The 22,443-nt window shown below is 64.6% G+C and carries 17 protein-coding genes and 1 tRNA gene; 4 read left to right on the top strand and 14 right to left on the bottom strand.

Annotated features, from left to right (window positions below):
* Positions 1 to 33 precede the first annotated feature (33 nt).
* The 6 genes from AAA969_RS03700 to AAA969_RS03675 form a co-directional block, all read right to left on the bottom strand.
* On the bottom strand, positions 34 to 1,320 hold the full coding sequence (locus tag AAA969_RS03700; protein ID WP_338243767.1) for a cystathionine gamma-synthase family protein: 1,287 nt from the start codon (positions 1,318 to 1,320) through the stop codon (positions 34 to 36).
* 228 nt (positions 1,321 to 1,548) lie between these two features.
* Positions 1,549 to 2,628, bottom strand: a complete 1,080-nt coding sequence (locus tag AAA969_RS03695) for an OmpA family protein (RefSeq protein ID WP_338243765.1) — start codon at positions 2,626 to 2,628, stop codon at positions 1,549 to 1,551.
* A 335-nt stretch (positions 2,629 to 2,963) separates the two neighbouring features.
* Complete coding sequence (locus tag AAA969_RS03690) at positions 2,964 to 4,571, bottom strand: L,D-transpeptidase family protein (protein ID WP_338243763.1); 1,608 nt, start codon at positions 4,569 to 4,571, stop codon at positions 2,964 to 2,966.
* 121 nt (positions 4,572 to 4,692) lie between these two features.
* Entirely contained in the window at positions 4,693 to 6,564 is a 1,872-nt protein-coding gene (locus AAA969_RS03685) for a monovalent cation:proton antiporter-2 (CPA2) family protein (protein ID WP_338243762.1), read from the bottom strand.
* A gap of 113 nt (positions 6,565 to 6,677) precedes the next feature.
* On the bottom strand, positions 6,678 to 8,387 hold the full coding sequence (locus AAA969_RS03680) for a carboxylesterase/lipase family protein (RefSeq protein WP_338243760.1): 1,710 nt from the start codon (positions 8,385 to 8,387) through the stop codon (positions 6,678 to 6,680).
* A 111-nt stretch (positions 8,388 to 8,498) separates the two neighbouring features.
* A tRNA-Lys gene (locus AAA969_RS03675) sits at positions 8,499 to 8,574 on the bottom strand.
* 138 nt (positions 8,575 to 8,712) lie between these two features.
* On the opposite strand from AAA969_RS03675, the gene AAA969_RS03670 reads away from it, so the two are divergent.
* Positions 8,713 to 9,312: a hypothetical protein gene (locus tag AAA969_RS03670; RefSeq protein WP_338243758.1), complete on the top strand. Its 600-nt coding sequence runs from the start codon at positions 8,713 to 8,715 to the stop codon at positions 9,310 to 9,312.
* A gap of 10 nt (positions 9,313 to 9,322) precedes the next feature.
* Here AAA969_RS03670 and AAA969_RS03665 read toward each other — a convergent pair whose 3' ends face one another.
* Genes AAA969_RS03665 through queA form a run of 3 tightly spaced genes read right to left on the bottom strand, consistent with a single transcriptional unit; the run spans position 9,323 to position 12,050 of the window.
* Entirely contained in the window at positions 9,323 to 9,850 is a 528-nt protein-coding gene (locus AAA969_RS03665; RefSeq protein ID WP_338243756.1) for a GNAT family N-acetyltransferase, read from the bottom strand.
* Complete coding sequence (gene tgt, locus AAA969_RS03660; RefSeq protein ID WP_338243754.1) at positions 9,850 to 10,992, bottom strand: tRNA guanosine(34) transglycosylase Tgt; 1,143 nt, start codon at positions 10,990 to 10,992, stop codon at positions 9,850 to 9,852. Before tgt ends, AAA969_RS03665 begins: the two co-directional genes overlap by 1 nt.
* A complete protein-coding gene (gene queA / locus AAA969_RS03655; protein WP_338243752.1) occupies positions 10,989 to 12,050 on the bottom strand; it encodes a tRNA preQ1(34) S-adenosylmethionine ribosyltransferase-isomerase QueA in 1,062 nt (353 codons plus the stop codon). Before queA ends, tgt begins: the two co-directional genes overlap by 4 nt.
* Positions 12,051 to 12,132: 82 nt before the next feature.
* Between queA and AAA969_RS03650 the strand changes: the two genes are divergently transcribed.
* Entirely contained in the window at positions 12,133 to 13,146 is a 1,014-nt protein-coding gene (locus tag AAA969_RS03650) for an endonuclease/exonuclease/phosphatase family protein (protein WP_338243750.1), read from the top strand.
* A 75-nt stretch (positions 13,147 to 13,221) separates the two neighbouring features.
* On the opposite strand, the gene AAA969_RS03645 is transcribed toward AAA969_RS03650, so the two are convergent.
* The 5 genes from AAA969_RS03645 to AAA969_RS03625 form a co-directional block, all read right to left on the bottom strand.
* On the bottom strand, positions 13,222 to 13,674 hold the full coding sequence (locus AAA969_RS03645; protein WP_338243748.1) for a peptidylprolyl isomerase: 453 nt from the start codon (positions 13,672 to 13,674) through the stop codon (positions 13,222 to 13,224).
* A 232-nt stretch (positions 13,675 to 13,906) separates the two neighbouring features.
* Positions 13,907 to 14,863, bottom strand: a complete 957-nt coding sequence (locus AAA969_RS03640) for a peptidylprolyl isomerase (RefSeq protein ID WP_338247210.1) — start codon at positions 14,861 to 14,863, stop codon at positions 13,907 to 13,909.
* Positions 14,864 to 14,865: 2 nt separating this feature from the next.
* Positions 14,866 to 15,354: a pantetheine-phosphate adenylyltransferase gene (coaD, locus tag AAA969_RS03635; protein WP_338243746.1), complete on the bottom strand. Its 489-nt coding sequence runs from the start codon at positions 15,352 to 15,354 to the stop codon at positions 14,866 to 14,868.
* A gap of 106 nt (positions 15,355 to 15,460) precedes the next feature.
* On the bottom strand, positions 15,461 to 18,307 hold the full coding sequence (gene gyrA / locus AAA969_RS03630) for a DNA gyrase subunit A (RefSeq protein ID WP_338243744.1): 2,847 nt from the start codon (positions 18,305 to 18,307) through the stop codon (positions 15,461 to 15,463).
* Between the two features lie 892 nt (positions 18,308 to 19,199).
* A complete protein-coding gene (locus AAA969_RS03625; protein ID WP_338243742.1) occupies positions 19,200 to 19,811 on the bottom strand; it encodes an EF-hand domain-containing protein in 612 nt (203 codons plus the stop codon).
* Positions 19,812 to 20,091: 280 nt separating this feature from the next.
* Between AAA969_RS03625 and AAA969_RS03620 the strand changes: the two genes are divergently transcribed.
* Together AAA969_RS03620 and AAA969_RS03615 are read left to right on the top strand one after the other, a co-directional pair.
* On the top strand, positions 20,092 to 21,384 hold the full coding sequence (locus AAA969_RS03620; RefSeq protein ID WP_338243740.1) for an alkaline phosphatase family protein: 1,293 nt from the start codon (positions 20,092 to 20,094) through the stop codon (positions 21,382 to 21,384).
* A gap of 21 nt (positions 21,385 to 21,405) precedes the next feature.
* On the top strand, positions 21,406 to 22,437 hold the full coding sequence (locus AAA969_RS03615) for a Kelch repeat-containing protein (protein ID WP_338243738.1): 1,032 nt from the start codon (positions 21,406 to 21,408) through the stop codon (positions 22,435 to 22,437).
* Positions 22,438 to 22,443: the final 6 nt, after the last annotated feature.

Genomic DNA, 22,443 nt, shown 5'->3' with positions numbered 1-22,443 from the left:
CAGGTTGAGTCAGCCGGGGGTTGAGGCCGCCAATCAGGCCTGCTGAAGGGCCTGCTCGAGATCGGCAATAAGGTCGTCGGGGTTCTCGATACCCACCGAAATACGCACCAGCCCATCGGAAAAGCCCTGGCGCTTGCGCAGTTCCGGATCAACACCGCGGTGGGTCGTCGAGCCGGGGTGGCAAATCAGGGTTTCGGTCCCGCCGAGGCTGACGGCAAGCTTCATGACCTGCAGGGCATTCAGCATGCGGAAAGCCGCCTTCTCGTCCGCGAGATCAAAGGCAAAGGTCGAGCCTGCCATCGAGGCCTGGGCGTGGAAGACGTCACCGTCGCGCGTCCCCTTCTCGAGGAAGCCCAGATACCGCACCCGGCCGACCTTGGGGTGATCGCGGAGATATTCCGCTACCTTGCGGGCCCCGAGGGCGGCCGCTTCCATCCGGATCTTCACCGTTTCAAGCGAGCGCAGCAGCATCCAACAGGTATGGGCGTCGAGGTTGGTACCGAGATAGCCGCGAAGTCCGCGGATCTGGGCCATCGCCTCGCTCGATCCCGACGCCGAACCGGCGATCAGGTCGGAATGGCCACCGATATACTTGGTCAGCGAGTAGATCACGACATCCGCGCCGAGCGAGATCGGTGCCTGGCCGACCGGCCCAAGGAAGGTGTTGTCGACGACGATCCACGGGCGTGTGCCCTGCTTTTCCTTGATCATGTCGGCAATACGGCGACAGGCTGCCAGATCAACGAGGTCATTGGTCGGATTGGTCGGGGTTTCGGTATAGATGACCGAGACCGGCCCCTGCGCCATGGCGGCTTCCGCGGCTTGGCGCAGCTCGTCTTCGTGGGCACCCGCAAAGAAGTCCACCGACTTGATGCCGTAATGGGGCAGGAATTTCCGGATCAGGCTTTCCGTGCCGCCATAGAGCGGGGTCGACTGCAGGATCACCGAGCCCGCATGTGTCAGCGCCATCAGGGTCGTTGAGATCGCGGCCATGCCGGAGGAGAAAACAGCCGCCTCGTCGGCGCCGTCATAGAGCGCCAAACGGTCTTCCAGAACTTCCATGTTCGGATTGTTGAACCGCGAATACATCAGGCCGGCGGCCTCCGGGTCTCCCTCCTCGGCCTGGCCGAGCGTGACGCGGAAAAAGGCGGCGCCGTCCTCGGCGGTCGCGAAGGCGAAGGTCGAGGTCAGGAAGATTGGCGGCTTGATCGACATTTCAGAGAGCTTGGGGTCATAGCCATAGCTCATCATCTGGGTCTCGGGGCTCAACGTATGCCCGGCGATTTCGCGCTTGCGATAGGATTTGTCCGGCTTGCTCATCAGTGTCCTCCTGACGCTTCGCGGCCTCGATGCCGCCGAAGGTTTGAGCCGGTGTGAACCGCTCGGAAGACCCGGTCAAGCCCGTCCTCAGCAAGGCGGAATTTCCGCCCAATCATGCCCGCACACAGCCCGAAACCCGCATGAAAATTCCAGCATGAAACCCGAAACAAAAAAATGCGGCCCGGTGGCAAACACCGGGCCGCACTCATTTCAGCGATCGTTCGACGATTAATCGAGAACGATGACCACTTCCGTACGACGGTTCAGCGGCTCGCGTGCACCATCGGCGGTCGCAACAGCGTTGCGGGTCTCACCAAAGGCTTCCATCGAGATCGTGCTGGCCGGGACGCCGAGGCGAACCAGTTCGTCACGAACAACGCGGGCACGGCGCTCGGACAGGCCCACATTGTAGGACGCTGCACCGGAACGGTCCGTGAAGCCGGCGACGGTCACGCGGGTGACGCCGCAGGAACCACGCTGGTTGGACGCCTGTGCAATCACTGCACGCGCCTGAGCCGTCAGCGTTGAGCTATCCCATTCGAAGTAGACCGGGAAGCTCACGTCGTCACACGCCGGCGGAGGCGGCGGAGGCGGCGGGGGCGGAGGCGGAGGAGGCGGCGGCGGCGGGGGCGGCGGCGGCGGAGGCGGCGGAGGCGGCGGCGGGGCTGCGAAGGAATAACGCAGACCAACCCACAGCTCGTGACCACCCAGACCATCGACGCTCACGCCCGGAACATAATCCGAGCTGCCGGTGGAGAAGTAGCGGTACTCGGTGTCCAGGGTCAGGCGCTGGGTCAGATCCCAGCCGATGCCGGCCATGACCTGCCAAGCGAACGGATTGTCGCTGTCATCGACAACGACGTAATCAGCCGGTGTCGGGATCAGGGGCGTGGTGCCCGTGGTCCAGCCAGACAGCGTACCACTGGTTTCGGCGAGACCGAGGCCAAGGCCGACATACGGATGGTAAGTGCCATTCGGATTGAAGTCGAAGATCGCGTTGGCCATGAGCGACCAGATCTGGAAGTCGCTCTGACTGTTCTCGAAGCCACCGACAGCACCGGTGTCATTGTAACGGTGGGCCAGCTCGCCTTCAAGGCGGAAGCCATCCATCCATTCATAGCCGAGAGCGACCGCTTCGCGGTAATTGCTCTCGCCCTGGATTTCACCATTCAAAGCACCAGAGACATCCGTGTCACCCGGGCCGCCGTAACCGACAGCGCCACGCGCATACCAGCCTTCATCAGCGAACGCGGGAGCCGCTGCCAGGAAGGCCCCGACGGCGACCGCCGTAAAAAGCCGTTTCTTCATCATTCCCCCTTCGGGAGCCGCGCTCCCTTGGTGTGACTGATCGTTTTCGACCGCATGTCGAACCCGAGGATCTACCCGATACGAGTTATTTCCTATTCCTTGATTACTACAATTAGATCGCGAGCGCCATACTGATGGCGGGCGTTTCAGGCATTTGATGTTTAATTTTGTGCCCGTTGCAGGAATGCGACACCCATAGATCATTCCCTCAGATTGCAATCCATAAAGGCCAGTAATTTCAGTGAGCTGCGGATTCCAGCAAGCCTCCGACCACTGAATGACCGGTCAAAAAGCTGTAGCAAGATTACATCGCCTTAAGCCGGAACGGTTCGGCTTCAATCAAAACTGGCAGAGATCACGCCAGCGCCACCCCGCACTGCAGCAATAGCCTCGCCTGACTCGGATTCGTAGGCTGCCAGATAGGCGTCAATGACAACGCCATCACGTCGATAGAGGTCATTGAGGTATCGCACCTCGCCATTGCTGTCGCCGACCACGGTCCAGTACGCGATGTGAACCGGGATGCGATCATCAAGCCAGATGACCCTCGGAGAGCTCCCGGCCGTGACCTCGTCAATTCGCTCGCGATCCCAACCGTCCTGCTCCGCAAGAACCCATGCCGCCAGCGCCAGGGGATCTCGAACGCGGATGCATCCCGCGGAAAAGTCCCGGCGCGTGCTGACGAAGCGATCGCGCTCTGTGGTGTCGTGAATGTAGATATTGTTGCTGTTGGGAAAAATGAACTTCACCTCGCCCATTGGATTGGTCGGTCCCGGCGGCTGGGACATCCGGTACGGCCAGTCATTGTCCCACCGGCTCCAGTCGATCTCATAGACCGAGATCGGCGCTCCGGAGCGGTCATAGATCCGGAAGCCATACTCGCGGACAAGCGCCGGGTTGCGGCGGAAGGACTGGAAGCGTGGACGGGCCGAGCCGGTCGGCAAGCCCCACCACGGATTGAGCACAATATATTGCATGTCTTCGGAGAATTCTGGCGTCGAGCTGGCCTGTTGGCCCACCATCACCTCATGCTCGCGGGCGAGTTGGCCATTCTCCCAGGCCTCGAGCCGGAAATCGGCAAGGTTGACCCAGATATGCCGACGCCCGAGATCGCGGGTCCGCCAGCGGCGCTGCTCCAGATTGGCCATGAGCTGGCCGATGCGGCGGTCCGGCGGCAGGTTGAGCTGCCGCAAGGTCGCCTGGTCCAAACGCCCGGTCGGTGCGAGATTGGCACCGCCCTGATATCGCCTCAGCGCGGTTTCGAGACGCACGTCGAACGGGTCGCCATCGCGCCAGGCGGCGTCGAGCAGACCTTCTGCAGTCATCCGGGTGCGCAACTGGTCGACCCGGTCGCCCTGGTCACCCACCGCAAGCGAGGCCCCGGGCGCGACGCCGGACCAGATCGGCGTGACCGCCATCACCCGCATCATCTCCAGCCGCAGCGCGTCATAGTCGCGGACACGCGGCGTGCTGTCCTCGATCGCCTCGATCGCATCACCCGCATCGAAGGCCCGTTGCAGCCGTCGGACAAGGACTTCCGCCTCTTCGTCGACGAGTGGGCGGGGTGCCCGCGTGGTCGCGTCGATCAGGCCGTGCTCCAGCCACCCCGCATATCGCAGATAGGCCAAACCGGCGAGACGGTTGCGCTCGCTCTCTGACCGCGTCCCGTCGAGGATGGCCCGGGCATAGTGATCAAGGTCGGGCAGGCCGTGACTGGGGGCGTCAAAGAGGCTGATGGCGATTGCCTCGCGATGGACGTCGGTCCACCCCGAAATACGGTCCGCCCATCGGGCCAGGTCCGCCGGCGGACGCGCGGTTTCAACCGGCGCGGGGCTGATGGCCGCCTCCGCACCTGTATCAACGACAGAGTCGGCAGCACTGTTGGCAGTCTGAAAGGCCAGAGCCGACGTGCACGTCACCAGCGCCAGGGCCGCGCCTGACATGGCCGTCTGAAAATGCCGTCGAACCACCCTGTCCCCCTGTCCAGTCCACGATCACGTTAACCATTTCGAACCGGTGTGCAACCTGCCGGCGGGTCCGCAAAGAGGCGCTCGAAACCGGCGCTCAGTCGGGGCCGTCGCGAGAGGCCTTCTCATCCGGGTCACCGATATCCTCGGCCATGATCTCGGCCAGCGAGACCACGCGGGAGCGGGCCTTGTCGATATAGGCTTCATTGTCGAAGACATCGGTATCGGCGTCCCAGACCTCGAACAGCTGCTGCAGACTCTCCTCGTCATGCCTGGCGAAGGCTTCGGTCTTGCGGCGGGCACGGGCAGGCGTCTCACCGAGCACTTCCAGGGACTGCCGCGCGGCATCCAGCGACGACCCGAACATCTCGCGAATCGCCAGATCGGCCCCTGCGGCGCGCAACTGGTAGACATGCTCCCGGCTGGCGGCCCGCGCGATAACATAGACCTGCGGATAGCGTTGCTTGACGTGATGGACCAGCTCCACTGCCCGCTCGCGATTATCGGTGCACACGACCAGCAGCTTCGCGCGCGCGATACCGGCCGCTTCCAACAGACCCGGGCGCATCGCATTGCCGTAATAGACCTGGATGCCGAACTTGCGCAGACCGTCGATATGCTCGGCTGAATTGTCGAGGACGACAGGCTTGTAGCCATCCATCACCAGCAGGCGCTGGATGATCTGGCCGAAGCGTCCCATCCCGGCAATGATGACCGGCGCTTCGGACTCAATGGTATCCTCCTCGCGCTCGGGACTCGCGGGGCGGCGAACGCGCGGTGAAACCCAGCGCTCGAACACGATCATGATGAGCGGCGTCGCCATCATGGAGAGCGCCACGACCAGACCGGCAATGCCGGCAATCGCGTCCGGGATGACGTTGACGCCGCCGGCAAAGGCCAGCAGCACAAAACCGAACTCACCGCTCTGGGCCAGAGAGAAGGTGAACAGCCAGCGCGCCCGCCCCTTCATCCGGAAGGCGAAGGCGAGGGCCAACAGGATCAATCCCTTCACCCCGATCAGCGCCAGCGTCAGCCCGATGATCAGGCCCGGATGGTCGCCCAGAAGGGCAAACTCCATCGAGGCACCGACGGTAATGAAGAAGACGCCAAGCAGCAGCCCCTTGAAAGGCTCCAGGTCACTGACCAGCTCGTGACGATATTCACTCTCGGCGAGCAGGACACCGGCCAGGAAAGTCCCCAGCGCCGGAGACAGTCCGACCATGCTCATCAGCACGGCGATGCCGATGACGAGAAAGAGCGCGGTCGAGAAGAAGAGTTCATGCAGGCCGGTGCGGGCAATGATGCGAAAAGCCGGTCGGGTCAGATAGCGCCCGCCCAGGATAATGCCGCCGACAACACCGAGCGTGACGAGACCCTGGGCCCAGGCCGGCAGGTGCGCGAAGGGCGTATCCCCCCCGCCATGGGCCGCAAGATCGCCGGCGACGCCCTCGCCGCCCGGCAAGGCCAGGAAAGGCATCAGGGCCAGCATCGGGATGACGGCGATGTCCTGGAAGAGCAGAACCGAGAAGGCGGACTGGCCGCCCTCGGTTCGCAGCCAACCCTTCTCCCCCAGCGTCTGAAGCACGATGGCGGTCGAGGACAGGGCAAAGATCAGGCCGAGGGCGATGGCCAGCCGCCAGTCCAGTCCGATGACCAGACAGAAGGCCGCGACCGCCGCAGTGGTTACACCGACCTGCAATCCACCCAGCCCGAACAGGCGCAGACGCAAGTCCCAGAGTAGTCGCGGCTGCAATTCCAGACCGACCAGGAACAGCATCATCACCACGCCAAACTCGGCAAAGTGCTGCACATTCTCCGGATCCGACCCGACCAGGTCGAGGATCGGTGCGATCGCCACCCCGGCCAGCAGATAGCCCAGCACCGAACCGAGACCCAGCCGATGAGCGATCGGCACGGCAATCACGCCGGCACCGAGATAGATCGCAGCCTGCAGGAGGAGTGTGTCCATCACGCCCACCGAATCACGGCCAGGCCCCATGCGCTGGCCTTGCCAGCATAGCGTGCCTGATCAGCGCGACCAGCCGGTTGTTGCGATGCAGCGATGAAAGGCCGTGACGGTGCTCAGCAATCCAGTGCGCCGTCGAAGACCTCGCTCAGGCTTGGTTGCCGACCGGTGATCCCGCCAGCAATCCGGCACCGGGCTGCCGCGTCGATGCGCGTATCGCCCGCCAGCTCTGAGGCAATCGCCAGCGTGCCCTCGGTCCGAGAGAAGACTTCCGGTCCACCGCCATCACGCGTGTCGAAGCGCATCGCCGCTCCGGTATCGGTCCAGCGGGGCCAGTCCGCCCCGATTCCCTCGCCATCACCCGGGTTGCCGCGGCGTGCGAAAGCCGCCCAATAGGCGCCCATGGTCCGGGCCAGCTCGATCCGTCCTTCCGCATTGCGATCATTGAACAGGACGCTGTCGAAGGAGCCGAACAGTTCGAAATGATTGAACACGAATGGAATTTCCATGGCGTGCGAGGCTCCGAGCAACTCGCCCGTATTGGTGACCAGCACCGAGCCGCCCTCATCCCAGTCAAAACGGTACGACCAGAGGTCCGAGCGACCATTGGCGGCGAGCCGGTTGAGCAGGCTATCAACCGCATTATAGCGCCAGATCCGGCTGGGATACTCCACCGCCGCCTCATAGGCGTCGCGGTCGCGCAGCCAGACCAGCGGACCAAGGCGCCGGGTCAGGGTGGGGTCGAACACCGTGTAGAGCTTCATCTCGTCGCGATTGGTGCCCGAGATCAGGGGAACCGGCGCAAAACCGTCCGGGTCTGCGGCCGCCGCGAGAATACCACCCTCCCGTAGCGTCACACCGTCCTCGATCATGCGCGGCAGCGAGGTCAGCTCATTATTGCCATCACGATAGGCGTCGAAGACGGTCGCCAGCGAAGCGGCGCGCAAGCTTGCCCCGTCGGCGTCCGGCCCGGCGATCGCCGCCGCCGCGGCCAGCCCGGCTAGCGCGTCTGTTCCACCACCATTCTCGGCAATCGTCAGCGGCACGGATGCAGTCCCGCCGCTCTGCATGATCGCCCCGTGAAAAAGACCGCGCGCCTGCGGCATCGCCATCAGGCCGGCAATATTATAGGCGCCCGCACTCTCACCGAAGATGGTGACCCGGCCGGTATCGCCGCCGAAAGCCTCGATATTGCCATTGATCCAGCGCAGCGCCTCGACCAGGTCGAGCAAGGCAAAATTGGCGGCTGCATCGTCGGCAATACCAGGCTCGGCCCGCAAGGCCGGATGCGCCAGGAAGCCCAACGGCCCGAGCCGGTATTGCACAGCGACGATGATCACATTCTGTTCGCTCGCCAGGGTCGAACCATCATAGGCCGAGGACGAACCCCAGACATTGGCACCGCCATGGATCCACATCATCACCGGCAGGTCGTCACCCGGCGCGGCATTGCGCGGCGCATAGATATCAAGGGTCAGGCAGTCTTCAGAGCCGACCAGCTCACCGACCTCCTGACCGTCGACTGCGCTCAGATTGTTGGTGATCTGCGGACAGACCGGTCCGGCTTCAAGCGCGGCCATACGGGTCTCGAACGCGACCGCGGGACGCGGCGACCGCCAGCGAAGCTCGCCAACAGGCGGCGCGGCATAGGGCACCGCCATCCAGACAGCCGCGCCCTCTTCGCTCTCGAAGCCACCAAGCTCGCCCTGGTCAATCGACCGGACCAGATCGCTTGCCACCACAGGCGTAAAGCCTGCCTCGTCGCCGGAACATCCGACCACGGCCAGTGCCGCCACAACCGTCGCAATCATTCGGATACGCATCATGCCCCTCCCCGGAGTCTTGCCGAAAAGCTGGTGCGGTATGCGGCACGGGTCAAGGATAACGGGCACGAAACCCGGTTTTCCTCGCCGCGGAATGTCTGGAAAGTCCTGAAATGGTGAGCCGACAGGGGCTCGAACCCTGGACCTACTGATTAAAAGTCAGTTGCTCTACCAGCTGAGCTATCGGCTCCCCGTACGAGGAGCGCGGAACCTATACGCGCGATTCCGGAGGGTCAATCGGGGTTTGGCTGCGGATTTCAGCATTTTTGATGAGATTTTGCCGTAATCGCCGATTAAGCTGCAGCCCATGACGGGAAGATCGAGTCTCTTGGCATGTCTGCTCGTGGCGATTTGCGCGAGCGCTTGCAGTTCAACGCGCGAGTCGGCCGGCAATGCGGGCAGTTTCGCGCGGGAGGAAACCACCGATGCCTTTGGCGATGCGGTCGGCCTGCCGCGGCAGCGTCCCGGCCAGATCATGGTCGACGAGGGCGAGGATACCGTCCCGACACCCTACGGCGGCGACGGCTCGCGTCGGCGCTGCTCCACCGTCGCGCAGGATATTGCCCGACTGACCGTGATTCTGGGGCCCGATATCGAGGAGGAGGAACGCCTCGCCGAGGAAGAGGACCACAACCATGACAGCTGGATGGGCCATGGCGCCCACATTGCCTCGCAGGCACCGGACGCGGCTGCCGATGGGGCGCGCGGCCTTTACCGGTCAACCATTGTCGGGCTGAACCCGGCCCGTCCCGTCGTCCGCTTTCTCGGCGGTGCCGGCCGGATCGAGCGCGAGGCACGCGAACAGCAGGACATGGCCCAGCGTCGCCGCGCCTATCTGCGCGGCCTCTATGACGGTTTCGGCTGCCCTTCGGCCCAGATGCGCCGGGCTTTTGAAGCCTACGGCCTGGTCGAGGAAGACGTCCAATAGGGTCCGGACGCTATAACGACTTGTAGAAGAAGGTTGTGCTGCACGGCGTACCATCGGGGTAGAGGGCATAGTCAGGCACATGTCCGACCTCGACCCAGCCGAGTTTGCGGTAGAGTCCGTCGGCGGCCGAGCCGGTCACGGTATCGAGCACCAGGGTGCGCAGACTGATCTCGCGGGCATGGCTTTCCAGCGCCGCAACAAGCGCTTGGGCAATCCCTAGGCGACGGGCCCGCGGCGAGACCATAAGCTTGGCGACGTCGCCGCGATGCGGCTGGTTGTCCGGCAGGGCCGTGATCAGCTGGATCGTCCCGAGAAGGGTACCGGTCCCGGCATCACGGGCCGCCCACAGGGACCTCTCGCCGCGTGCCAGCTGTTCGGCAATGTCGCGCCAGAACGCCTCGGCCTGCAAGGCCGTGAAGGGCGCGAGAAAGCCGATCGAGGCGCCGGCCTCGACACAGTCGCGTAGCAGGGATGAAAAGGCCTGGATGTCTGCATCCACAGCCGGAGCCTCCAGCCGGCTGATCGCGACGTCGCCCATCAGCCCGCCCGTTCGGCCGCGGCGGCCTGGCCCTCATCCCAACGCGCGCGGAAGTCGCGGCGGAAGACCTCGAACTCACCGGCGGCGATCGCGGTCCGCATGCGGGCGGTGAGGTGCTGGAAATAGGCGATATTGTGCCAGGAGAGCAGCATGGCCGAGAGATACTCGCCCGAGCGGAACAGGTGGTGCAGATAGGCCTTGGAGTAATCCCGGCTCGCCGGGCAGTCGATGTCCGGATTGAGCGGGCTGTCATCCTCGGCGAATTCGGCGCGCTTGATATTGATCGGGCCATAATCCGACCAGGCCTGGCCATGACGCCCCGATCGGGTCGGCAGGACACAGTCGAACATGTCGACCCCGCGGGCGACGGCTTCGACCAGATCGATCGGTTTGCCCACCCCCATCAGATAGCGCGGCCGTTCGCTTGGAAGATGCGGCGTGGTGAAATCGAGCACATCGCACATTTTTTCGAAGCCCTCGCCGACCGCGAGGCCACCGATGGCATAGCCGTCATAGCCGGTCTCGATCAGGCGCTCGGCGCTTTCGCGGCGCAGTCCCTCATAGACCGAGCCCTGGACGATCCCGAACAGGGCCTGGCTGTCGCGCGTGCCGAAGGCGGCCTTGGAGCGCTGCCCCCAGCGGATGGAGAGTTCCATGCTCGCGCGGGCTTCCTTTGCCGAACAACCAAAGGGCGTGCACTCGTCCAGCTGCATCGAAATATCAGCGCCCAGGAGGTCAGCCTGGATTTCGATCGAGCGTTCCGGGGTGAGATTATGCTCCGACCCGTCGATATGGGAGCGGAACTTCACCCCCTCCTCGGTCATCTTGCGCAGCTTGGACAGCGACCAGACCTGGAAGCCGCCGCTATCGGTCAGCATCGGGCCTTTCCAGGTCGAGAATTTGTGCAGGCCGCCCAGTCGTTTCACCCGCTCGGCGCCCGGGCGCAGCATGAGGTGATAGGTATTGCCCAGGATGATGTCGGCCCCGGTCGCCTTGACCTGGTCCATGTAGAGCGCCTTCACGGTCGCCGCCGTGCCGACCGGCATGAAGGCCGGCGTACGGATATCGCCGCGCGGCGTCTTCAGGACGCCGGTCCGCGCCGCGCCGTCTGTGGCGTGGATCTCGTAGGGAAAGGTCGTCATGACCGCCGCTCCAGTAGGCAGGCATCGCCATAGGAGTAGAAGCGATACTCCGCCGCGATGGCGTGGGCGTAGGCACGCTGCATGACATCCAGCCCCGACAGGGCGCTGACCAGCATGAAGAGCGTTGACTTGGGCAGGTGGAAATTCGTCATCAGCATGTCGGTGATGGCAAAGCTCGAGCCCGGCGTGATGAAAATATCCGTATCGCGCGATCCGGCCGCGACCACACCGGGGCCGGTCGCAAGGCTCTCGATCGTGCGCAGCGCGGTTGTGCCGACGGGAATGACGCGGCGGCCCTCGGCCTTCGCGGCATTGATCGCGGTGGCTGCCTGCGGCGAGATCGTGCACCATTCCGAATGCATCTGGTGATCATCGGTGTCGTCGGACTTGACCGGCAGGAAGGTCCCCGCCCCGACATGCAGGGTGACCCGGGTCTGTTCGACCCCGCGGGCATCCAGCGCCGCCATCAGCTCCGGCGTGAAATGCAGACCGGCGGTCGGTGCGGCGACAGACCCCTCATGGGTCGCAAACAGGGTCTGGTAGTCCGCCTCGTCCTGCTCATCGACGCCGCGCTTGCGGGCGATGTAGGGCGGCAGCGGCATTTCGCCGGCGGTCGCGATAGCCGCATCCAGAGCCGGTCCGGACTGATTGAAGACGAGGCGGACATCACCGCCCTCCGACTTGCCGGTGACCTCGGCAGACAGCGTGTCGCTAAAGGCGATCAGGTCGCCGCTGCGCAAGCGTTTGGCCGGACGCACGAAGGCGCGCCAGGTATCGGCATCCACGCGCTTGTGCAGATTGACCTCGACCTCGACGGCCCCTCCGCCGCCCACCGCACGGGCCGGGCGCACGCCCTTGAGGGCGGCCGGGATGACGCGGGTGTCATTGAACACCATCAGGTCGCCGGGCTGCAGCAGGTCGGGAAGGTCGCGCACGCCGAAATCGGCGATCACGCCGTTGGAGGCAACATGGAGCATCCGCGCCGCATCGCGCGGACGGGCCGGTCGCAGGGCGATCCGCTCCTCGGGGAGATGAAAATCAAAGTCAGAAACACGCATGGCTGCGGGGTCTATATTCGGACACACGGCTTCGCAATCTTTCCCGTGTAGAAAGCCTGCTGAATAAACGAGAGCTCCGGTCTTGCGTCACACCATTACTGCCATATTCGCCCTGTGCGCCGTGCTCGGCCTGGCCGCTTTCATTACCCTCGCGCCGCTCTGGCGCGGCTTCGACGCCTGGCGGCAGATCTGGCCCCTGGTGATGATCTTCGCAGCGATGGTGACCCTGGTGTCGCTCCGCAACCGGCACCGCTTCGTGCCAATCCTGCTTTCGCTGGGCCTTGTCATGATCGCGCTTCCGGCCGCGCCGGAATGGGCACGCAAGCTGAGCGGCGGCCTCCTCGCGGACGCCGATGCGGATACCATGGGCACCGCCGGCACGCTGACCGTCGTCACGCACAATCTCTGGGGGCTCAGCACCGATCCGGCCGACGCAACGCGCGTGCTGGCGGAACTGGACCCGGACATTCTTGCGCTGCAGGAAGCGACCGGGCGGGCCCGGGCCACGCTTGCTGCGCTCGAGGCGTCCTTTCCCCACCATGCCCGCTGCCGCTCGGTGAGGGTGCTCTCGCGCCTGCCCGTGCAGGACAGCGGCTGTGTCACCCACCCGCCGGGGGTCAGCTTCGAGAACGCCGTTCCCTGTGACTGGGAATTGCCGCCCGCAGTCTGGGCCCGGGTCGAATTGCCCGATGGCAGCGAGGCGATCATCGTTTCGGTTCATCTGACCTGGCCCTTCCCCAGCGCGGCCCAGGCCTGCCAGCGCAGCAATCTGGCTCGCGCACTGGCGACGATGCCGCAGGAGCGGATGATTGTGATGGGCGACTTCAACGCCGCAGCGCCCTCACGCGCCCTCGCCCGGATCGAACGCGATCTGGGCCTGGAGCGCCGCTCCATCGCCCTGCCCAGCTGGCCCTCCGAAGGCCTGTTCACCGCCAACGGGCAGTCCGCACCTCCCCTCCCTCCGATGCTGATCGGGATCGACCATGTCTTCGCCGGACCGGCCTGGCAGACACGCGCGATCGAGGTCGGGCCCGACACCGGTTCCGACCACCGTCCGCTGGTCGCCCGGCTCCGTGCAGCACCGGGCCGCTCCTAGATCCAACAGCGCCAGATAGAAAAAAGGCGGCCCGGGGGCCGCCTTTCAGTCAGGTTGTCTCGTGGAATGTCGGGCTCAGGCCTCGACCACGCTCGCCTTGATGATCTTGCCCGGCTTGGCCGGCGGCTCACCCTTCGGCAGGGCATCGACATGCTCCATGCCGGAGATCACTTCACCCCAGACCGTGTACTGGTTGTTGAGGTAGGGCACGTCGTCCAGACAGATAAAGAACTGGCTCGATGCGCTGTCCGGATCAGAGGCGCGCGCCATCGACATGGTGCCCCGCACGTGCTTCTCGGGCGAGAACTCGGCCGGGATATGCTGGCCGGAGCCACCCATGCCATTGCCGTTCGGGCAACCACCCTGAGCGACGAAACCGTCGATCACGCGGTGGAAGGTCAGCCCGTCATAAAAGCCGTCCTTGGCCAGCTCGGTAATGCGGGCAACATGCTTCGGCGCGAGGTCCGGGCGCAGCTTGATGGTGACGTCGCCGCCTTCAAGCGTGAATACGAGTTGTTCTTCAGCCATTCCGTTTCATTCCCTTATCATTCAAAATCAAGCTCGCGAGAGCAAAGAACGCGCACCAAACAATAACCGAGAATATCCCCAGTCTTTGTACAGTCCCTAGCAAACCTCGCGCATTACCGAAGAGGTACTCCGCAACCTGATCAGAGGCGATCCCGACCCCCGCGAAGCCCACCGTGAACAATACGGTCATCAACGACGCATACCGCACTGCCTCACGAATTAGTCTCATTGACTAGTCCACAATCCGGGTCGGCACGGTGATATCGCAGATGTCCGGCAGATTTCCAGACGTGTCGCGCAGCGTGTCGAGATAAGCGGCAAAGGCCGCGCTGTCGGTATCGGCGACCTGGATGGTCACCTGCTCCTCGGCCGGGAGTTCGTCCCCCGTCCGCATCGAGCGGATATTGTCCGGACGGAAACCCGGGTCTTCCATGGCCGAGCCGACCGCGATGGCATCAACAGCTTCCTGGCCGACGCGCACGCGACCCCAGGATGTGTATTGCGCATTGAGATGCTCGGCATTGCCGCGCGTCAGATAGAACTGGCTCCGGGCCGAATTCGGGTCACCCGTGCGCGCAGCCGCGGCCGCGCCCCGGCAATGCAGCAGCCAGGACTGGACCTGTCCGTCGCCGGTAATGGCCGCCAGCGCTGCGGTCTGGGTCCCGGCCGGGAAGCCGTCCCAGAAGCCGGCTTTCGCCATTTGCGGCAAGGCGCTCGGATTGATGATGCGGTCCTGCAGCTCGGTCACCACCGGCTCACCGGAGCGGCGCACGGTAAACTCGGCTTCCAGACCCTCCACATCGGCCGCATGCCCCGGATTGGTCCGGGCGCCGCCGCCCTGCGCCATGAAGCCGTCGATGACGCGATGCCAGACCAGGAAATCATAGAAGCGCTCATGGGCCAGGGTCCGCATGCGCTCGACATGGTTGGGCGCAAACTCCGGTGCCATTTCGACGATGACCATGCCGTGGTCGGTGTCGATATAGAGCAGGTCTTCCTGGTCCGCCGTGCGCCAGGCCTCGTCGGGCAGATCCCATTGCGGGGCCGCGGGTGCGGTCTCAGCCTGGGTGACAGCTGCAGCAGACTGGCTGGCGAGGCTTTCGGCCTCGCTGCCGGCGGTCTCGGCTTCGCGGGCACAGGCTCCGGCCGTCAGGGCCAGCGCCAGTGAGGCAGACAGGGTGAAACGCATGATCACGCAAGACGCTCCTTCAACAGGCGTTCAATACTCGGCGTCACAAAGGCGGAGACATCTCCGCCCAGTTTCGCGATTTCCTTGACCAGGCGGGACGCAATCGCCTGGTGGCGCGGGTCTGCCATCAGGAACACGGTCTCAATATCATCATTGAGCTGCTGGTTCATGGCAACCATCTGGAATTCATACTCGAAATCGGACACGGCCCGAAGCCCGCGGACGATCGACTGGGCCCCGATCTCTTCGGCGAAATGCATCAGAAGCCCATCGAACGGGCGCACCTCGATCTGGGCGCCATCGCCAAAGTGGGCGACTTCCTTGCGCACCATCTCGACGCGCTCATCGAGGCTGAAGAGCGGCTTCTTGCCCTCGTTCACCGCGACGCCGATGACCAGATGATCGACCAGTTTCACGGCCCGACCGATAATGTCGATATGACCATTGGTCAGCGGGTCGAACGTGCCCGGATAGAGCGCGGTACGGTTCATGGCCATTCTCTCCCCGGGCTTTGCGCCCCTGTCGCACCCCCCGGTGCCCGGCTCCTGTCTGGCAGAAGGGCGAGGCGAGATCAATCATCCCGCCTCGCGACCGGCGCTATTCGGTCGGGCTGTCGCCGGCTTCCGGCGCGATCCCGTCGTCCGGACCGACATGGGTTTCACCCGCTTCACCGTCTGCATCATCTACCGCATCATCACCGGCATCCTGGATCCGCACGACGGCCACCACATTCTCGCCCTCGGCCAGGCGAATGAGGCGGACACCGCGTGAGGAGCGGCTGGCGATGCGGACGGTATCGACCGGGAAGCGGATCAGCTGTCCGCCATCGGTAACCGCCATGATCTGGTCGGCATCCTCGACCGGGAAGCTGGCAGAGAGCGGGATTTCCCGCTTGATGTCGGTTGCGGCAACGCCGTTATTGCCGCGTCCCATGACCCGGAAGTCATAGGCCGAGGAGCGCTTGCCCATGCCGTCGGAAGCGACCGTGAGGAGGAATTCCTCGGCGGCGCCCAGCTCGGCCAGACGCTCTGTGCTCAGCGCGGCTTCATCATCCCCGTCATCATCACCGTCATGGGCCACGACGTCGACGGTCTCGTCCTCATCGCCCAGTGCCCGGCGCATCGCCGTGGCGTGCTTCATATAGGTGCGGGCTTCCGGCGAGGTGACGTCGATATGGCGCAGGATGGCCATCGAGATCAGCGTATCGCCCTCGGCGAGACGGATACCGCGCACACCAACCGAATTGCGCCCGGCAAAGACGCGGACATCGGTCGCCGGGAAGCGGATCGCGCGGCCCTTGTGCGTGGTCAGGAAGACGTCGTCGGCTTCGGTGCAGAGCACAACATTGACGATGCGATCGTCCTCTTCCTCGAGCTTCATCGCAATCTTGCCATTGCGATTGACCTGAACGAAGTCGGACAGCTTGTTGCGGCGGACGGTGCCCTTATTGGTCGCGAACATGACATTCATGTCGGCCCAGGTGCTCTCATCCTCGGGCAAGGCCATGATCGAGGTGATGGTCTCGCCCTGCTCGAGCGGCAGGAGATTGACCAGCGCCTTGCCGCGCGTATTGGGCGCGCCCAGCGGCAGCCGCCAGGTCTTGGTCTTGTAGACCATGCCGCGATTGGAGAAGAACAGCAGCGGGGCATGGGTCGAGGCCACGAACAGGGTCGAGATGAAGTCCTCGTCCTTGGTCGCCATGCCCGAGCGGCCCTTGCCGCCGCGACGCTGGGCCCGGTAGTCGGACAGGGCCGTGCGCTTGGCGTAGCCGCCATGCGTCACCGTCACCACCATCTCCTCACGCGGGATCAGGTCCTCGTCCTCGAAATCGAACTCGGCATCGACGAATTCCGAGCGCCGCGGCGTCGCGTAATTGTCGCGGACCTCGATCAGCTCGTCGCGGATGATGTCGAGCACGCGCTGACGCGAACGCAGAAGGTCGAGCAGATCGGCGATCTGGTCAGCCAGCGTCTTGGCCTCATTGCCCAGCTCCTCGCGGCCGAGACCGGTCAGGCGGTTGAGGCGCAGCTCGAGGATGGCACGGGCCTGTTCCTCGGTGAGCCGCAGCGTGTTGTCGTCACGCAGCATCGAGCGCGGATCGGCGACCAGCTCGACCAGCGGCGCCACATCCATAGCCGGCCAGTCCCGCGCCATCAGCTGCTCGCGGGCCGTTGCCGGGTTGGGGGCGCGGCGGATCAGGGCAATGACTTCGTCGATATTGGCGACCGCGAGGGCCAGGCCGACGATCACGTGCGCCCGGTCGCGCGCCTTGTTGAGCTCGAACTTGGCCCGTCGGGCCACGACCTCCTCGCGGAAGCGCAGGAATTCCTTGAGGATATCCAGCGCGCCCAGCAATTGCGGACGACCACCCACCAGCGACAGCATGTTGGCCCCGAAGCTGGTCTGCATCGGCGACCAGCGGAACAGCTGGTTGAGAATGACATCGGCATTGGCGTCGCGCTTGAGCTCGATCACGACGCGCATGCCGTTGCGGTCACTCTCGTCGCGCAGGTCGGCAATACCCTCGATCTTCTTCTCGCGGACCAGGTCGGCGATCTTCTCGATCATCGACGCCTTGTTCACCTGGTAGGGGATCTCGTGGACGATGATCGCCATGCGATCCTTGCGGACTTCCTCGATCGTCGTGCGTGACCGCATCACGATCGAGCCACGCCCCGTCAGCACCGCATTGCGGGCGCCGGTGCGGCCGAGGATCAGGCCACCGGTCGGGAAATCCGGGCCCGGAATATACTCTAGCAGCTCGCCTTCGGTGAGGTCCGGGTTTTCCAGCAGCGCCAGCGTCCCATTGATCACCTCGCCCGGATTGTGCGGCGGGATATTGGTCGCCATGCCGACCGCGATACCGCCGGCCCCATTGACCAGAAGGTTCGGGAAGCGGGCTGGCAGAACCACCGGCTCGCGACGTTCGGCCGAATAGTTCTCGATGAAGTTGACCGTATCCTTGTCGATATCGGCCAGCAGCGATTGCGCCACCTTCTGCATCCGCGCTTCGGTGTAACGATAGGCAGCGGGCGGATCGCCATCGACCGAGCCGAAATTGCCCTGACCGTCGATCAGCGGCATCCGCATCGACCATTCCTGGGCCAGGCGGACCAGCGCGTCATAGACCGCCTGGTCACCGTGCGGGTGATAGCGGCCCATCACGTCACCGACGGCGGTCGCGCACTTGCGGTAGGACTTCTCGTGGGTCTGCCCGTTCTCGTGCATCGTGTAGAGGATGCGGCGGTGGACCGGCTTGAGCCCGTCACGCGCATCGGGAATGGCGCGGCTGACAATCACGCTCATCGCATAATCGAGATAGGACGATTTCATCTCGTCTTCGATGGCGATATTGCCGACCCCGTCCGGCAAGGCTGGCGGCTGACCGCCTGCGTTTTCAGGCCCGTCTTCAGGTGTGGTCGGCGTGTCGTCGTGATCGCTCAAGGCGGCCCTCTTTTCATTTTTGTGTTGGCGCTGCGACCGGACTGACCGGACGGCGCATCACGAAAATTGCCGCCCCGTCCGAAGCCCGCGCGCGCGGGCGCGAATCGAAACGTGAATCAGGCGGCTTTCCTGTCAGCAAGTCTTAACAATCGCGGGGGGCAAGGGCAAACGCCCGGGGCGGTTGGGGGAGTTTGCCTGTTCGGCACTTTATCCGACGCTCCCGCGCCCGTCCTTCTCCCGTGGGAGACGGTGCCCCGAAGGAGCGGATTAGGGGGATTATATCTGAAATACAGGGACTTGCCCATCATCCGGGCCCTCTCCCAAGGGAGAGAGGAAGTGCGGCGCACACGGAAAAATCAGAAAACTTATCCGCACTCTCTCCACCCGGGGCGATAATGCCCTCGGTTTTCGGGACGGGAGGCACGGGCCCAGTCACTTATGCCCGGAAACGAGCGGAGCCTGTCCGCGCCTCGGGGCTGACAACCCGAAGCTCCGGCAGGGCGTGCGACCAGGTCGCGGGGCACTAAACGACCGACCTCATCGACCGGTCGCATTGGAAACGGGGTGGAGATAGCCCGGGACATCTCCCACGTTTTTTTTTCAGGAAGGCTTGGCGGGATGCCGAGGACACCACGGACACCGCAGACCAGCCAACCGGACACCCCGGTGTCCACCGGCATCCCGCTCCGTCCCACCTCCGGCGCGACAGCGTGCGGAGACGAAGGCGCGTGGGCGCGCTGAAAGGCATGTCGCTTTGGTCCGTGGCCTGTCGGAAAAGGCAGCCGGACGGGGATACAAACCGGACGGGCATGTCCCGACCCCGGTCAAACCCCATCCCCACACTGCCCCCCGAACAAACCCGGCCGCAGCGCGGCCGGGTCCGTCAGCGCCATCACTCCACGCGGTAATTCAGGAACTCGTCGCGCGTCACCCGGCCGTCGCCATCGGTGTCGATCATGTGGAAGACGGCCGTCACGCTTAGCACGGCGGACTCTTCCGCATTGGCGATGACCCGGGCGAGATAGTCCGGCGAGGATACGCCCTGCTGGGCGTCCATGCCGAGCTCGGCCAGGGCGGTCTGGACCGAGCCGGTGACGTCGGCGCGCAGCTCCGGGCCGAGATGTCCGTCGGCGGTCAGGCCGGCCTCGAGGAAGAGCTCGCCGAGGTCGAAGTCGTTGCTGTTGTCGCGGTCGACCGAGGCGAAGCTGGCCTCCGGGTCGGGGTCACGGGCATCGACCGGGGCGGTGGTCTGCAGACCGGAAACGACCGCCACGGCGGTCACGAGAGCGAGAAAACTGGCAGGCATGGTGTACTCCTTCACATTCACATTGAGATGGGGGAGCACCCGGCGGCGATGTCGCGAAGCAGGGTAGGTCTCGACATAGGCCCGAAGCACTTCGCTGGCCGTCACGCCATGCGACTGACACGCCTCCATGAAGTCCTGCTTGGTACGGTGACCAATACGGATTTCCAGGGTTTCGCTCTGTTTTTCACGCCGTTTCATCTCGAACCCCGACCCGTCATCCGGGCCGGCCCTTCCTGCACACCAAGACCTGGGTGCAGCGACACAGCGCCACACCTTGGGCGTTTAGCAGAACCGATTTGCCGTCCGGACGCACGTATTTAAACGTCCGGACATTGATTTTATTGATGAATTTTCGTCACCTCTCGCCATCAACTGCCGCCAGATCACGTGCGAACGTCACAAATACTTGCCTTGTGGTGACGGCGCTGCCTGACTAGCGGCATCAGCGTGTCACCATGACCGCCAATCGGGGATGTCCATGTTCGCTCGTCTTATCACCCTCGCCGCCCTCACCGGCCTGCTCGCAGCCTGTTCGCACATGCCGGGCGCCCGACCCCTGCCAGCGCCGGACACCGGCGACGGCCCGCCCATCGTCATCATGATCGGGCTCGACGGGCTGCGCTATGACGCCATCGACCGCCACGACGCGCCCAATCTGCGCGCCCTGGCGGCGCGCGGGATGCGGCCCGAGCGGATGTATCCGGTGATGCCGTCCAAGACCTTCGTGAACTTCTACTCGATCGCGACCGGCCTTTACCCCGAGCATCACGGCATGGTCTCCAACTCGCCCTGGGACCGGCGCCTGAATGAGACCTTCTCCAATTCCGGTGGCAGCCCGCAGGACCCGCGCTGGTGGGGTGGCGAGCCGATCTGGATCACTGCCGAGCAGCAGGGCCTGCGCTCGCACATCATGTTCTGGCTCGGCTCCGAGGTCGAGATCCAGGGCACGCGCCCGACGGTCTGGCACCCCTATGAGCACAACAAGCCCTATGAGGAGCGTGTGTCCGAGGTCCTCGCCTGGTTCGACGCCCCGGTTGCGGAACAGCCGCGCTTTGCCGCCTTCTACATGGACCATGTCGACACCATCGTGCACGCCAATGGCGTCGAGACCGAGGCCGAGGGCGATGCCGTGGCCCGTGTCGACAGCCTGGTCGGGGATCTGATCGCCGGTCTGGAGGCCCGCGACTTGATGGATCGGGTGACACTGATCATCGTCTCCGACCACGGCATGGTGAATGTCTCCACCGAACGGACCGTTGCGCTCGACACGCTGGCCGACCTGGACGGGCTCTTCATCGAGGAATTTGCCGGGCAATACGGCGCCGGCCTGGAACCCTTCGTCATGGGCTATGGCGATGAGGCTGTCGTCGAACGCATCCATGCCGAGCTCGAGGGGGCCGACCCGCATATCCGGGCCTATCGCCGCCAGGACATGCCCGCCCATTGGCATCTCGACCACCCGGATCGCGGTCCGGACCTGCTGGTCGTGGCGGATCCGGGCTGGCTGATCACCGCCTCCAGCGCCGATCTCAGCAGCCCTTACCTGTCCAGCCTCGCTGCCACCCACGGCTATGACAACCATGCCGAGACGATGGGCGCGACCTTCATCGGTGTCGGCCCGATCTTCCCCGAAGGCAGCCGCCCGGCCGCTTTCGAGAACGTCAATGTCTATGGCCTGATCGCCTGCGCCCTGGACCTGGAGCCCGCCGAGACTGATGGCAGCGCGGCAGAGGTCGAACGCATCACCGGCGGGCGTTGCCCGGCGGAATAGACGACAGGGAGAGAGCCGGACATGACGCAGCAAACACGACGGACGGTCATCACCGCCCTGGCCGCTTCAGGCCTGCCGATACCGGCCTGGGCGTCGACATCACAGGCCGGAAGCCGCTGGCAGCCCGGCGCCTCACTGCCCCGCCGCGTGCAGGAGATCTATCCGGCGGTGCTGGACGGCCGCATCTATCTCGCGGGTGGTCTGGAAGCGCGCGACGGCCCCAATGTCGACAATGTGAGCGATCAGCTCTTCATCCTGTCCGATCCCGGCCAGCCGGGCGCCACCTGGGAGACCGGGGCGCCCCTCCCGGAGCCGCGCCACCACCCCAATCTCGTTGGCCATGACGGCTTCGTTTATGCGGTCGGCGGCTTCCGGCCGTCAGCCGACGGGATCTGGGAAATGCTCGACACCACGACCCGCTATGATCCCGCCACCGATCGCTGGGGCGAGATGGCGCCCATGCCGGTGCCTTTCGCCGAGACCTGCGCCGTTTCGCTGGGTGGTCTGATCCATGTCGCCACCGGGCGCCAGCCACTCGGTCCGACCAATGCCAACTGGCCCGACCACGGCGATCGCGGCGATCACTTTGCCTATGACCCGGCAGCGGATCGCTGGAGCGGCCGGGCGCCCAATCCCAACCCGCGCAACTCGGCTGCCGGGGTTGTGCTCGATGGCCGCTTCCACACCATCGGCGGGCGCCGGTTCAATGCCGGCAATGAAACCCATCATGACGCCTATGATCCAACCACGGACAGCTGGTCCAGCCTTGCCCCCTTGCCGCAAGGCCAGGCCGGGCTCGCGGCGGCTGTCGTCGGCGGCCGGATCTATGCCTTTGGCGGCGAGTATTTCGAGAATGGCGGCGGGGTCTATCCGGAGGTCTGGGTCTATGATCCGCAAACCGATGCGTGGCAGGCCGGGCCCGCCATGCTGACGCCGCGCCACGGGCTCGGCGGGGTCAGCCTTGATGGAGAGATTTACGCCATCGGCGGTGCCTCCAGCGCCAGCGGTCGCAACACCACCGATCGGGTCGAACGCCTGCGGCCTGCAGACTGATTGATG

The sequence above is a fragment of the Maricaulis maris genome (assembly GCF_036322705.1).
In the GTDB taxonomy this organism is placed as follows: domain Bacteria; phylum Pseudomonadota; class Alphaproteobacteria; order Caulobacterales; family Maricaulaceae; genus Maricaulis; species Maricaulis maris_B.
This window is presented reverse-complemented; position numbering and strand designations above follow the sequence as displayed.